This is a genomic window from Pseudomonas quasicaspiana (assembly GCF_021147825.1).
In the GTDB taxonomy this organism is placed as follows: domain Bacteria; phylum Pseudomonadota; class Gammaproteobacteria; order Pseudomonadales; family Pseudomonadaceae; genus Aquipseudomonas; species Aquipseudomonas quasicaspiana.
The window spans coordinates 45,298-57,912 of sequence record NZ_JAGTPI010000004.1 but is presented as its reverse complement, the minus strand read 5'-3'; the positions used below and the strand labels follow the sequence as shown (position 1 = coordinate 57,912).

The 12,615-nt window shown below is 57.1% G+C and carries 15 protein-coding genes; 14 read left to right on the top strand and 1 reads right to left on the bottom strand.

The features are described 5' to 3' along the window. The first annotated feature begins 2 nt into the window (after positions 1-2). The 9 genes from KDX30_RS04585 to KDX30_RS04545 all read left to right on the top strand — a co-directional run bounded on the left by KDX30_RS04585 (position 3) and on the right by KDX30_RS04545 (position 8,535). Positions 3-845 carry a ParA family protein gene (locus KDX30_RS04585; RefSeq protein ID WP_231675102.1) on the top strand — a complete coding sequence of 281 codons (843 nt, stop codon included), beginning with the start codon at positions 3-5 and terminating at the stop codon, positions 843-845. Positions 846-927: 82 nt separating this feature from the next. Then, entirely contained in the window at positions 928-1,137 is a 210-nt protein-coding gene (locus KDX30_RS04580) for a hypothetical protein (RefSeq protein ID WP_231675101.1), read from the top strand. Positions 1,138-1,151: 14 nt separating this feature from the next. Beyond that, positions 1,152-2,735 carry a ParB family protein gene (locus KDX30_RS04575; protein WP_231675100.1) on the top strand — a complete coding sequence of 528 codons (1,584 nt, stop codon included), beginning with the start codon at positions 1,152-1,154 and terminating at the stop codon, positions 2,733-2,735. Further along, positions 2,732-3,280: a DUF2857 domain-containing protein gene (locus KDX30_RS04570; protein ID WP_231675099.1), complete on the top strand. Its 549-nt coding sequence runs from the start codon at positions 2,732-2,734 to the stop codon at positions 3,278-3,280. Before KDX30_RS04575 ends, KDX30_RS04570 begins: the two co-directional genes overlap by 4 nt. After that, positions 3,277-4,464, top strand: a complete 1,188-nt coding sequence (locus KDX30_RS04565; protein ID WP_231675098.1) for an STY4528 family pathogenicity island replication protein — start codon at positions 3,277-3,279, stop codon at positions 4,462-4,464. Before KDX30_RS04570 ends, KDX30_RS04565 begins: the two co-directional genes overlap by 4 nt. A 144-nt stretch (positions 4,465-4,608) precedes the next feature. Further along, positions 4,609-5,364: a PFL_4669 family integrating conjugative element protein gene (locus KDX30_RS04560; protein WP_231675097.1), complete on the top strand. Its 756-nt coding sequence runs from the start codon at positions 4,609-4,611 to the stop codon at positions 5,362-5,364. Next, a complete protein-coding gene (locus KDX30_RS04555) occupies positions 5,361-5,879 on the top strand; it encodes a DUF3158 family protein (protein WP_231675096.1) in 519 nt (172 codons plus the stop codon). The genes KDX30_RS04560 and KDX30_RS04555 overlap by 4 nt, the downstream gene beginning before the upstream one ends. Beyond that, on the top strand, positions 5,876-6,346 hold the full coding sequence (locus tag KDX30_RS04550) for a single-stranded DNA-binding protein (RefSeq protein WP_231675095.1): 471 nt from the start codon (positions 5,876-5,878) through the stop codon (positions 6,344-6,346). The genes KDX30_RS04555 and KDX30_RS04550 overlap by 4 nt, the downstream gene beginning before the upstream one ends. Before the next feature lie 221 nt (positions 6,347-6,567). Then, the gene (locus KDX30_RS04545; protein ID WP_231675094.1) at positions 6,568-8,535 is read left to right on the top strand and encodes a DNA topoisomerase III; all 1,968 of its coding nucleotides are present in this window, start codon (positions 6,568-6,570) and stop codon (positions 8,533-8,535) included. A 43-nt stretch (positions 8,536-8,578) separates the two neighbouring features. Here the strand turns inward: KDX30_RS04545 and KDX30_RS04540 are convergent, their stop codons facing one another. After that, positions 8,579-8,842, bottom strand: a complete 264-nt coding sequence (locus KDX30_RS04540; protein WP_231675093.1) for a hypothetical protein — start codon at positions 8,840-8,842, stop codon at positions 8,579-8,581. 203 nt (positions 8,843-9,045) lie between these two features. Between KDX30_RS04540 and KDX30_RS04535 the strand changes: the two genes are divergently transcribed. From KDX30_RS04535 to KDX30_RS04515, 5 genes are all read left to right on the top strand, one after another. Then, a complete protein-coding gene (locus KDX30_RS04535; protein ID WP_231675092.1) occupies positions 9,046-9,387 on the top strand; it encodes a helix-turn-helix domain-containing protein in 342 nt (113 codons plus the stop codon). A gap of 868 nt (positions 9,388-10,255) precedes the next feature. Next, on the top strand, positions 10,256-10,837 hold the full coding sequence (locus KDX30_RS04530; RefSeq protein WP_231675091.1) for an STY4534 family ICE replication protein: 582 nt from the start codon (positions 10,256-10,258) through the stop codon (positions 10,835-10,837). Between the two features lie 70 nt (positions 10,838-10,907). Continuing rightward, on the top strand, positions 10,908-11,165 hold the full coding sequence (locus KDX30_RS04525) for a hypothetical protein (RefSeq protein WP_231675090.1): 258 nt from the start codon (positions 10,908-10,910) through the stop codon (positions 11,163-11,165). 100 nt (positions 11,166-11,265) lie between these two features. Continuing rightward, positions 11,266-11,760: a JAB domain-containing protein gene (locus KDX30_RS04520; protein ID WP_231675089.1), complete on the top strand. Its 495-nt coding sequence runs from the start codon at positions 11,266-11,268 to the stop codon at positions 11,758-11,760. Positions 11,761-11,812: 52 nt separating this feature from the next. Then, positions 11,813-12,559 carry a DUF5983 family protein gene (locus tag KDX30_RS04515; RefSeq protein WP_231675088.1) on the top strand — a complete coding sequence of 249 codons (747 nt, stop codon included), beginning with the start codon at positions 11,813-11,815 and terminating at the stop codon, positions 12,557-12,559. The last annotated feature ends 56 nt before the right edge of the window (positions 12,560-12,615 follow it).

Here is a 12,615-nt window from a genome sequence, read left to right as displayed (position 1 = left end):
CCATGCGCGTAGTCTCGGTGGTTTCCACCAAAGGTGGAGTAGGCAAAACCACAGTAGCCGCCAATCTCGGCGGCCTGCTGGCGGATGCTGGTCTCCGCGTCCTACTGCTCGATCTGGATAGCCAACCCACTCTCTCCAGCTATTACGCCTTGAGCCAGAAAGCTGGCGCTGGCGCGTACGAACTCATTGCACTCAATTTAACAACGCCTGCACAGATTGTTTCCAGAACCGTGATCGCAGGGCTCGACCTGATCGTCTCCAACGACGCTCAAGGCCAGTTGAATACATTACTGCTGCACGCCCCTGACGGCCGATTACGGCTGCGCAATTTGCTCGACGAATTTCGCCCTCGTTATGACCTGCTTTTGATCGACACCCAAGGCGCACGTAGCGCACTGCTGGAAATGGCTGCGCTGGCCTCAGACGTTGCACTCTCGCCTATCACCCCGGAAATGCTTGCCGCCCGCGAATTGCATCGCGGCACCCTTAAGCTGCTGAGTGAGCTAGAACCGTTTCGTCACTTGGGCATAACAACGCCACCGTTGCGACTGCTACTTAACCAAGTGAACGCACGGTGGAAAGATACTCGAATGATCATTCGGGGTCTGCGCGAAACCTTCATCAAAACGCCCAACATATCAATCCTAGATACTGTAATTCCAGACCGGGTGGCGTACCTCAACGCTGCATCTCTCGGACTTCCAGCACACAGAATTGAGAGTCGCCAGTCACTCGAACGACGTTCGCCATCAACGCTTGAAACCATGCAAGCGTTGGCCGCCGAGTTGTTCCCGGAATGGCGTTCGGCAATCTACACAGTAAATAGAGTCTCGATGATTAAATGAGGCGACTCGTCGCGCGAGTGCTATCGATAGCCGTTTAGGTTAATCGATCTTGATGCCAGCGGTGTCTGGCGAGGAGTATTTGATGCTGGATCATTTTCCCATCTGCGTTCATCCGTCCACTCAACCGCGCCAGCAATCTTGCGAGGAGTACTGCACGGTGGTCTTTCGACTGCAAGGCGGGCGATCAGCCATGGGTTGGTTCGTCGCGGAACTGTCTCGTTATTTCGAAGGCTCGGGCACTGCCGAGATCGTCAAATTCGAGGTTGGCGACCATTTGCGCACCCGGCGTTAACTGAGGTGGCTCCAATGAAGAAGCTCACTCAGGAGCAGATCACCGTAAAACTACACCAGGATCATTTCTCTCGCGGCCCAGAACTGGAGCGGTTGTCCGATCCAGTCACTGATACTCCTATGCTGGTCACGCTGGAGCAGTTGCGGCCCTACGAACACAACCCGCGGTTCATCCGTAACCCACTTTATGATGATATTAAGGCATCAATCCGTGAGCGCGGGCTGGATCAACCGCCGCCGATTACTCGCCGCCCGGGAGAAGCCTATTTCATCATCCGAAACGGCGGCAATACGCGCTTGGCGATTCTCGGCGAGCTGTGGCAGGAAACCCGCGACGAGCGTTTCTTCCGCATCAATTGCCTGTTCCGACCCTGGACCAATGAAATCAGCGCCCTACTCGGCCATCTTGCTGAAAGCGATCTGCACGGCCAACTCACTTTCATCGAGCGTGCTCTGGCAGTGACCAAACTCAAGACCATGCTTGAATCAGATGGAGCAACACTCTCGCAACGTGAGCTGGCACGACGTCTTGCCGCTGGAGGCTATCCGATTTCGCAGTCGCACATCAGCCGTATGCTGGACACCCTTGAACATTTACTGCCCGCCATTCCACAAACTCTGTACGCCGGATTAGGGAAACCAAAAATTGAACGCCTGATTGGTCTGCGTAGCCAGGCGGAACGAACCTGGAATCGTTATCCAACCGACGCCATCGCTTTTCCCGAGCTTTGGCTCGACACCTTAGGGCAGTTTGATGCCGACCCAGAGTCCTTCGACCTTGAGCAAATCCAGGATGAACTGCTCGAACGCATGAGTCGCTTACTCGGACAGTCCTACCGCATGTTGGCCCTAGAGCTGGGCGATACCCAACGGGTCATCCAGACGCCCGGTGTAGTCGTCACGCCCCCGCAGAACAACCTTCTGCCGAGCGTCGATGAGCTCGCGGCCGAACCTCCTCCTTCCGAGCCGCATCCCAAATCAGCTGAAACCAGGACGCAGGCCGAAACAAGGCGAGAGGAGCAGCTCACGCTGCCCGAAACGAATGTCGCATCAGCAGCCAGCCCTCCGTCACGTGTCCAGCAGATCCGCGAACAAATTGAGCGCGCCGCTGCCCCCGAAACAGCACAGACCGTCGAAACCTGCCCGATCGACGACATCTGGATTATCGCACCAACACTGGACACCCCCGAACAACTGCGTTTAGCCATTGCCGGACTGGCTCGGGAAATGGCGGCCTATGCCGGACATCCCGAGAGCATCATCGACCAGACGCATGGCTTGGGCTTTGCCCTCAGCATCGAGCAACTTGATCTTGCAGCGCCTCGTGCGGCCGGCGTTCACCTATTGCTCTTGGCCCTGCTGCGTGCCCAAGACGAAGTGAACTGGGAGGATCGCAAGCAATTGCCCTCAGCCCTTTTCGGGCAACTGCTATTGGGGGTTTATCAGCTCCCGCTGGCCGATCGTCCCGCCGTGGATGTAGGACTGGAGCGATTGCCCGACAGCTTCTTAATTAAACTGTATCGCCTGATCCGTCTGGCCCGTCGTCTGATTGACCTAACGCTTACTCATGAAGACGATTCACCGAAGGAGTTGCCATGAACCAGTCCTTCAATGTGCTCAACCAGGCCATGCTGACCCAGGTCCTTCACGAGGTGCGCCTGGGCAACCTGCAACGCTGCAAGGCACTCGGACTAGGTGAAGAGGACATCTACCTGCTGCAATCTTTGCCGCCTACCACGCTGTCACGCCTGGCCCATGCCACCGTCCCCTGGGTTGAGGTCAAGATTGATTCGCCGGTGCTGCATCGGTTGATCGACCAGGCCGAACGCGACGAACAGAATGAGCGCTTGATCAACCGAGCGCTCAAGCTCGGTGCCAGCAGTACCATCATGTATCGGTGCTTTGGCTTGGCGCATTCGGAAACCGCCCTGCGCCGACGTCTGCTCAAGATGAAAACCCATAAGGGCCGCCCCCAGAACTTGAGCGAAGCGCAGGAACATGCGCTCTGGCAGCGCTGGTGCCAACTACGCGACCAGGACGGTTCTGAGAATCAGCTCGACGCCATGATGATGTTGGCGGAGGAGCAACAGATCAGTTTGACCATCGTTTGGCAGCAGATCGACCATTACAGCAACGGAACATGAACACTGCCCCGTCCGGTCGCTGGCAACGTGTCCTGCGGCAATGCACCCAGCAATTAAATGAACGTTGGCCTGCACGCCCCACCACTGAACCTCCTTCCAACCAGGCCCTGCAGGCGGGCTTTTTGTTCAGTGGTCAATCTCATGAAGTCGTGCCGCGCCGCCTGCTGCTGGATAGTCGGCTGACGCCATTGGAACGGAATGCCTGGCAAGTATTTCGACTCATGCTGCAAGGTCAGGGCGTGGTCACACCGCGCTATGAAGATCTGCAGCCTTATCTGTCAAGCGTGCCGTTCGGCGCGTCAGCCTCCCGTGAAACAATCGCTCGCGTCTTGACGATGCTCAGGCTGACTCGCTGGCTCAGTTTGGTAAGTCGTGGCCGCGATCAGCTCAGCGGGCGCCTTCAAGGTTCTCTGTATGTCCTGCACGATGAGCCGTTAACTCCCGCCGAAGCGATGGAGCTGGATCAGGATTATCTGGAGCTGGTCGGACATGCCCTCTCTCATGCGACCAAGGCTGTGCGAATTGTCGCTCAGCATGTTTTGGAAGAAGTCCGCCAAGACACCGATATCGATCTGGGTCGACTCCCCACCCGGCTCGACAGTTGGAGCGACCATTGGACACAACAAGGATTGGATCAGGCTACCGATGAAGCGTTACACGATTCCGAACTGGGTGACGACCACCCCGTTCGGAATCGTGCGGTACGTCGTTCGGATTCCGAACCGGGTCTGAACGCCCATGTTTCCGGCAGCGTTCGGAATCCGAATGCCGCCTGTACTGTATTAAAAGAAAGTATATGTACTGTACCGCGCGCGACCCCGGCAGTGGATAACCTGCACTGGCCCGATCCGCTGCACCTGAGTCCGAGCGAGCGGCAGGCCGTCACCGTGACGCTGAACAAGCTGAAACCAGCAGATCGGCAGGCGGTGCTCAACGAAGCGGGCGCGCGCTGTGCGGCAGGAAGCGTCCGCAAACCCGCGGCGTATCTGATGGGCCTGATCCAGCGGGCGCTGAAAGGCGATTTCCGCCCTTGGGCAGGTCAGGCTGAATCGTTACCCATGACAGAGCCGCCACCCTCTCCCCCGCGCCAACTTAGGAAAAAGGGCGAACCCGCCTCTGCCCTCGCCCAAGCGTGCCTGGATGAACTACGCCAGCTGCGTAGCAAACGTCCTGGACGTCAGTAGATTTGATGCCACTGGCATCACTGACGAGCGTCTCGAAAATCAACCGTGTCGAACCAAATCGAACAGACAGCATTCAGCTTTTCGGATGTCCCTTACCTTCGTCTGTCGCAACGTACCCGTCCAAGCCTATGCGAGGACGACACCGTGGCCGATCACTATCAGCTCAACCTGGGCTCATTACGCAGCAGCATCACCCTGACACTGCATACCCACCATGCCGCCCGAATCTGGCAAGGTCGAACCGCACGCGAAGGCGTCCACTCGATTATGGGTATGGCCGGCTACATCAGCGTCACTAACCTGATCAAACAAGCCGCAACGCAGGACGATCCTTATGCCGATTGGGCGATCGTGCAGCTCGAAGAAAAATTGATGCAGGCCAAAGCTGGGATGCTGGAATTGACCCAGCAATTGGATCGGATCCGACAGGACCTGCCGACGCAGATCGACATGAGCGATAACCTGAATATCCACCCCGTCACCTTACCCTTGTACATCGGCAGCCAACTGGGGTTTCTCGCCGTCTACCTGCTGACTGACTACGACACGCTGGTGAGGCATACCCTGTTGGCCCATCACACCGCCTTGATCGGTCGCCGAGACATGGAAGCCTGGATCGACGACGGCGCCCATCTGCTGCGCAGCCTGTTCGGTCAGGCGCAGCGTTATCGACTTGCCGGTGTCACCCGTGATGACATGGCGGCGAATAACGCTCGTGCTCTGGCGGCCATGGAGAAGTTTGGGCTCCCCCCTATGGACATCCTTGAGGGGCATCGCCGCTCCCAGTTCGCGCCACCCATCGTTCGTCGTGGTGCCCTGGCGGTGGATGACACTGACGCGTCGGCGGAGAAAGCGGTAGAGCCATCTGCGACAGTCGATGAGCCGGAGGGCGAAGCATGAGTCCCATGATACCGGCTCAACCAATGCCCCTCGAAACACTAACACCGGATGCCTATCGACAGCTCGAACACGCTGGCTCCCTAAAAGGCCTTTTAAAACCTTTTAAGGGTAAGGGGGAGCTGGAATACCTGGCGCAGGTGGCGAGGGAAACCGAGGCGCAGTTACGTCGCCTGATGGAAGCTGTGGTGCAGCAAGCCGGACAGCCCCCTTACTCGCTGCTGGATATTCGATTGGTGCTGCAGAACACCAGTGCGGGCAGCACCTTTTTGCGATGGCGCACCCGTGACTTCGCCCATATGGGCGTTGCGGTCTGGCAACGCCAGGTCTCCAACAAGGCCTTGCCGCAAGCCGTACGCGAGGAATTGCACCGTTTCGAATGCGAGCGCATTGCACTGAACTTGCAGATGAGCGTGGTGCATTCGCTTTACCGTCAGGCTTCAACCTGCGCGATCAAAATGGCGAGCGCCGAACGGCTGCTGCGCCAATTCACACCAGCAGCGGAGATATCACAATGAGTACCTTTTTCGTCGGCGAAGGCAACATCGGCAGTGCGCCAGAATTCCAGGAGTTCCCGTCAGGCAATGACGAGCCACGGCGTTTGCTGCGCCTGAATGTGTACTTCGACAACCCCGTGCCACGCGATGGCAGCTATGAGGATCGAGGCGGCTATTGGGCGCCGGTCGAGCTCTGGCACCGCGAGGCTGAACACTGGAGCACGCTGTACCAGAAAGGCATGCGCGTGTTGGTAGAGGGCCGTACCGTGCGCGATGAGTGGGAGGACAGTGAAGACAATGCCCGGGTCACCTTCAAGATCGAGGCGCGTCGTGTCGGCATCCTGCCTCATCGCGTGCAGAACGTGGTCATGCGGGAGCGCACAAGTGAATCAACATCGTTTGCGGCTCCCGTCGGGCAGGCTACAGACCAGGCCAGCTCGCCTGCATCGAAGTCCAAAAAGCGCAGAGGGCAGCCACCATCGGCGTGACTGACATGAGGCATAAAAATTGCGCGTTTGCGCGAAGTTCCTGGCCTGTCATTACTCGCTGCTCGTGAAGCACTGTCGTCCACCTGACTGCAACCTAGCAGCCTCGCCCCCATTCAAGGCTGCCCTCACCGACTAATATGAGAGGCCTGCCATTCAGGTTTCTCATAGCTGCCACTGCTGTTTCCAACAACGCTGCTCCGAACTCAACCCGGAGCAGTTCTATGCGTCTCTTTCTCTGCGAGAAACCCTCCCAAGGTCGTGACATCGCCAAGGTTCTCGGAGCCAGCCGACGTGGCGATGGTTGCTTGATTGGTCCCGAGACAACCGTCACATGGTGTATCGGTCACCTGCTGGAAACGGCCCCACCTGAAGCCTATGGCGATCAGTACAAAACCTGGTCGTTGGATCATCTACCGATCATTCCCGCGCAGTGGAGAGTTGAGGTCAAACCCAAGACTGTCGCGCAGTTCAAAATCATCAAACACCTGCTCAGCGAAGCTACCACCGTCGTCATCGCCACCGACGCCGATCGCGAAGGTGAAATGATTGCCCGCGAGTTACTGGAGCTCTGCAACTACCGTGGCTCTGTTGAGCGCCTCTGGTTATCCGCACTCAACGAGGCGTCGATTCGCAAAGCACTGTCGTCGCTGAAGTCTAGTCAGGAGACCTTCCCACTCTATCACTCAGCCCTCGCCCGCAGCCGCGCCGACTGGCTGATTGGTATGAACCTCAGTCGTTTGTTTACCCTCCTAGGACGGCGGGCGGGCTATGACGGCGTGCTGTCGGTTGGACGCGTGCAAACACCCACTTTGCGCTTGGTGGTTGAACGAGACCGCACGATTGCCAGCTTTGTCTCTGTGCCGTACTGGGTGGTGGATGTGCACCTGTCTTCAATGGGGCAACCTTTCATCGCGTCGTGGATACCGCCAAGCTCAGGACGTGACGAAGCCGGTCGCTGCCTGCAGCAGGCGCTTGCCAGTCAGACCGTCCAAGCGATTTTTAGCAGCAAGACCGCCACCGTAGTCTCGCTGCAGACTGAGCATTTGCGCGAAGCGCCACCCCTGCCCTTCGACCTGAGCACACTGCAGGAAGTCTGTTCACGCAAGTTGGGACTCGGCGCTCAGGAAACACTGAACATCGCCCAAGCCTTGTATGAAACCCACAAAGCCACAAGCTATCCGCGCAGCGATTGCCGTTATTTGCCAGAGAGCATGTTCAACGAGGTAGCCGCGGTATTCGATGCCCTACTCAGAATGGATTCCGCATTGCGCCCAGCGCTCGGAAGCGTCGATCGATCATTGCGCTCACGAGCATGGAACGATGGCAAGGTCACTGCGCACCACGCCATTATCCCCACCACCGAGCCGGCGAATCTCACGCGGATGTCCGAACAAGAGCGCCAAGTCTACGAGTTGATTCGTAGCCACTACCTCGCGCAATTCCTGCCGCATCACGAGTTTGATCGAACCGAGGTCGAACTGGAGTGCGGCGCCGAGTGTTTGACTGCTGTCGGCAAACAGATCCTCGTCCAAGGCTGGAAAGGCTTGCTCTCCGACAGCGCCGAAGACGATGAACCCAGTCAAAAATCCCAGGTGTTGCCCGTCCTACAGCAGGGTACGCGATGCGCAGTGGACAACGTCGAACTCAAATCCATGCGCACCGCTGCTCCCAAACCGCTCACCGAGGGCGACCTTATTAAGGCGATGAAAAATGTGGCCAAGCTGGTCAACGACCCACGCCTGAAACAGAAACTTCGGGACACCACCGGTATCGGCACCGAAGCCACGCGAGCCGGCATTATCAAGGGGTTGATTGATCGCGGTTACTTGCTGAAGAAAAAACGTGCCTTAACGGCCTCCGCAGCGGCACATACGCTGATCGAAGCCGTACCCGCAGCAGTCGCCGATCCGGGTATGACAGCAATCTGGGAGCAAGCTCTGGATGAAATCGAAGCAGGACGTCTGACCTTGGATGCATTTGTTGCCAAGCAGGCGCACTGGATTACGCAGCTGATCGCAAACTGCGGAGCACTCACCTTGTCGGTACCGGTCGAAGCCGGGCCTGTCTGCCCCATTTGCAACGCCTCAATGCTCAGGCGGAAGGGAAAATCAGGACCGTTCTGGTCATGCTCCCACTATCCGGACTGCAAAGGCACTCTACCGATCAGCAAAGGTCCGCGTCGTCCATGAGGCGCCATGGGCGTTTAGATGAGTTTTTGGGGTGATATGCGGGTCAGTGCATCATCAACGGCGCCTGCTCCTTCTCCAAGTCACTTAGCGGTTGTCCGATTTCACGGGCCAAAGCGATGCCTGTCGCGATCCATATCTGCCCCAGTTCATTGAACGCTTTCAGGTTAGCAGGATCTTCGTTGAGCCAATGAACAAGGCTTTCGAGATGTTCGGGCCTATCAGGGCAGTCATGAATCTTGATGAACAGCTCCAGTGTTCGATCCCAGATCGGGTCCATGACGTTCTCTCGCTGCTCATCCATGCTCATCCTTTCCTCCATTTGTTCCTATCAGGCCGCTCAGTCTCGTTGGTCACTTCGGCCTCTGATTCCTGAAGGACTAGATGTCACGTCACGACAAACAGCTATTTCAGTCAATATAACAACTCTTTAAGTCGATACTCAACCGTTAAGGATGTTCATGTCAATGGGTCTTTGCTCAACCATTCGGGTTGAATTGGAGAACTCATCACTTGGCACCTAAACATCCAACCCAAGCCCAAATCGGGCGCATGATCGCGAAACACCGCACTCAGCGTAATCTGACCCAGGAAGAGGTGGCTGAACGCCTGGGGATCGGCAGCGAAGCCATTTCGCGCCTGGAGCGGGGTGTGGTGGAGCTCTCCGTGGTCAAGCTGATGCAACTGGCGGACATCTTCGACTGCCGGATGGATGAACTGCTGACGGCGTCGAGCAGTCGCCCCAACGACCAGGGCCAGATGATCGCGGGCCTGCTGAGCGGTCTTCAAGAACGCGACCGTGCCTTCATCCTGACGACCGTCGAACAGCTGGCCGCTCATCTCAGTAGCAAATAACCGCTTCGTCCACTGGCTTGACTTCGTCACACCCGCTCTGCTGTAGTGCCTCAGGATCATCGCTTACGGCGACCCAAGACCGATTCGCTCCGGGTAGCTCGGTCGGACTCCCTGAGTTCGGAGCCTTCTCTTCTGCGGAATTTCATTCCCGTTTTGTGCTCGACCGGATCAATGTGGCGGATGACCACTGTTGCCTCTGCCAGGCAGCAGCGGTCATCCGCTACGGCGATCGCATTCAGTCCCGGAGCCCACCGGGGAAACACTGGGTACCCTTTGTGCGCGGATGCGTGCCAGCGTATTCCGACCCAGGCCACGATAAGGGTCGGTTGGCGAATCATGGCGCAGTTAAATCAAGTTTTGCGAGGAGCTTGTCGACTGCGTAAGACCGCCAAAGGTGGCTTTTCTCTTCCTCGCCTGGCACCCCGTCAGGCCCGCTCTTCATTTTTTTCAGTCCAATAATTTCCACTGTATTCCGGCTATAAAGAATCAGCTTACGGCGTCTTGACGCTCCCCTGTGACAGGCTTATACAAAGGGCGTGGTTCGCTGTCGTTGACAGCCCAGCCCAGGTAGCTTGAACCTTCAAGGCTACGCCACGCTTGTGGTGGTTTACCCAAGTGCGATCAGCATTCGGAGGCTCGCACGATTACCGCTTCAGCGGTGATGAATGCCCACTACCCTAGGTCCGCAGATATGCTGCGGATTTCTCCTCTGCTGCCCCCTATTCTCCAGGCGCATCGATCTGATGGTCATCGCCTTGCCGGTGACGAGTCGTTCATCGTTTGCCTTCACCTAACCCACCCTGACGGGGACTCACTTCCCCGTCAGGGGCTGTGCGTCGCCGTTTTCCCTTGAAACAGGAGAACCACCATGGCCCACACCAACCAATCCCAAGAAGCGACCACTTACTTCAATCTGCACACTGTCGGTATCGGCTACCTCAACCGTGTTCGTGAAGTACAAGTCCGCCGCGGTCAGCCGTTCATGGCCTGCGATATCGCGGCTCTGCACGGTGCCACTGATGCGGTCGAGTACACCCGCTTCGACTGCAAAGTCGCTGGAGGGGAAGCTGAACGCTTGATTCGTCTCTATATGGACGCCGTCAGAGCCGAGAAAAAGGTCTTGCTGTCGTTCCGTATCGGCGATCTGTGGATTGACCCATTTCTCTATGAGAAAGGCGATAAACAAGGCCAGCCGGGTGCCAGCCTGAAAGGTCGTCTGCTGTACATCGACTGGATCAAGGTCAACGGCACGTTCGAATACAAAGCGCCTGCCAGGCAGGAGGCAACAGCACCTGCTGAGCAAACGCCAAACAGTGAGCCATCCCCAACGTCGGCTGATGCCGAAGCTGAGGATACCGACAACCCAACAGAGACCAGGATCAAACCTGAATCTGCACCCACTCCCCGCACGGCCCGCCGTGTCGCTACACGTACTGTTCAGTCCGCCTGAACAATTCACGATGTTTACATCAAGGCGCTCAATCGAGCGCCTTTTCTTCAACCAGCACAGGAGAACCAACATGGAATCCTTCTGGCTTTGCGACGATTGCATGTTCGCTGCGGCTTACGAGGACTACAGCACGTTATCGCTCTACTACACGACGGATGAAATCGAGAAACGCATCGCCGGCCTCCATCGCGGGCTGGTTCGGCTAATGCCCATCAGTGCCGACTTCGACCCCGAAACTGGCCGTGGAATAAGCACCTTCTCCCCATTGCCCTGCGACGGTTGTGATTCTCACCTGCACGGACAACGCCACCGATTCACTCGGCTGTAAACAGCGCGTCATCGGGCAATGCCCGTGACTCTATATCCACCTCGGGGACGCCACTCCCCTCGGGGGTGTACCCCCGGATTGTCCCCTTCGGAGGTACCCCATGAGCACCCCACTCACCCTGATTGAAACCTCGGATGTCGAGGCTGATCGTATCGCCCAGGAAAACCAGCTGATCAACGAAGCGCTGCACATTCTGGATCGTCGGCTGTTCACCCGCGGCCCCGGCCTGACTTCACCTGACACCGTGGCCTCGTACCTAAAACTGCATATTGCGCCACAAGAGCATGAGGTTTTCGGTCTGATTTTTCTCGATGCCCGCCATCGCGTTCTGGCATTCGAAATCCTCTTTCACGGGAGCATCGATGGCGCCAGCGTTTATCCCCGCCAGGTCGTCAAGCGCTCCCTCGCACATAACGCAGCAGCCGCCATTGTTGTTCACAACCACCCCTCCGGTTGCACGGAACCCAGCCTGGCGGATCGCGCCTTGACCGCACGATTGAAAGCGGCGTTGGACTTGATCGAAGTTCGTGTACTGGATCACTTCATCGTGGGTGAAGGTCGCCCACTTTCTCTTGCCGAATACGGTTGGCTTTAACCCTTACAGGCGCCTTCGGGCGACTTGTTCATTTTCATCCTGGAGAATACTCATGAATTTCACTACCCAAACCCCAGCGATGCTAGGGGCCTCAAACCCATTCGTTCGCGGCTATGACAATCTATCTATCGAACGGCTGCTACTGATCACCTACGCAAACGACTGCCCTCCCTGCTTTCGCTCCATACACGAGTCACAAGCTCATCTACTCGACGATGCGTTAGAACTGTTTCCCTGCGTGTTCAAAGACGACGCCGCCTTGATCAGCGAAGGCCAATCCATTCCGGATGAATTGGAAGAATGTTTCCAGTCCACCGGACTGGTGCGGCAAGTAGTCTATGCCGTGACTGGCGAAATGCTCGATGAGCGAAATCACCTCGGTGACCTGTACTCCCTGGAAGAAGCCCAAGCCATGGTCCATCGTTTGAGCTTCGACACCGGACACTACAGTCGAGCCTGGGAGATCAGTACCGCACACCTCACTGACGAAGCACTGCGCCACTTGGAAAGCCGAGTTGGCAATGTCGACTCCAAGCCAACCGGACTGCTGTATGAACCCTTCGCCCTGAGAGACTGCAATGGCCTCGGGTGTAAGCTGATCGGCACGCCCTGGACCGACGAAAATCTGATGAAGATTGAGGACAGTCCTTACACATCGCTGAGGCAGGAGCAGCTCGACGCTGGCACACCGGAAGCCCTGGTCAACGTACTGTATCTGGCGGCATTGGCGGATGTGAGGTTGTTGATTTTCGACCCCGACGCTGCCGTCTTGGATGGGCTCGCCATTTATGACGAATAGCAACGCGTTCAACTTAAACACGACCCGTCTTGAATCAACTTACTCACTGAATCGCT

Coding starts and splice junctions, on each gene's coding strand:
- KDX30_RS04585 (WP_231675102.1), top strand. CDS start 3: ATGCGCGTAGTCTCGGTGGTTTCCACCAAAGGTGGAGTAGGCAAAACC.
- KDX30_RS04580 (WP_231675101.1), top strand. CDS start 928: ATGCTGGATCATTTTCCCATCTGCGTTCATCCGTCCACTCAACCGCGC.
- KDX30_RS04575 (WP_231675100.1), top strand. CDS start 1,152: ATGAAGAAGCTCACTCAGGAGCAGATCACCGTAAAACTACACCAGGAT.
- KDX30_RS04570 (WP_231675099.1), top strand. CDS start 2,732: ATGAACCAGTCCTTCAATGTGCTCAACCAGGCCATGCTGACCCAGGTC.
- KDX30_RS04565 (WP_231675098.1), top strand. CDS start 3,277: ATGAACACTGCCCCGTCCGGTCGCTGGCAACGTGTCCTGCGGCAATGC.
- KDX30_RS04555 (WP_231675096.1), top strand. CDS start 5,361: ATGAGTCCCATGATACCGGCTCAACCAATGCCCCTCGAAACACTAACA.
- KDX30_RS04550 (WP_231675095.1), top strand. CDS start 5,876: ATGAGTACCTTTTTCGTCGGCGAAGGCAACATCGGCAGTGCGCCAGAA.
- KDX30_RS04545 (WP_231675094.1), top strand. CDS start 6,568: ATGCGTCTCTTTCTCTGCGAGAAACCCTCCCAAGGTCGTGACATCGCC.
- KDX30_RS04540 (WP_231675093.1), bottom strand. CDS start 8,842: ATGAGCATGGATGAGCAGCGAGAGAACGTCATGGACCCGATCTGGGAT.
- KDX30_RS04530 (WP_231675091.1), top strand. CDS start 10,256: ATGGCCCACACCAACCAATCCCAAGAAGCGACCACTTACTTCAATCTG.
- KDX30_RS04525 (WP_231675090.1), top strand. CDS start 10,908: ATGGAATCCTTCTGGCTTTGCGACGATTGCATGTTCGCTGCGGCTTAC.
- KDX30_RS04520 (WP_231675089.1), top strand. CDS start 11,266: ATGAGCACCCCACTCACCCTGATTGAAACCTCGGATGTCGAGGCTGAT.
- KDX30_RS04515 (WP_231675088.1), top strand. CDS start 11,813: ATGAATTTCACTACCCAAACCCCAGCGATGCTAGGGGCCTCAAACCCA.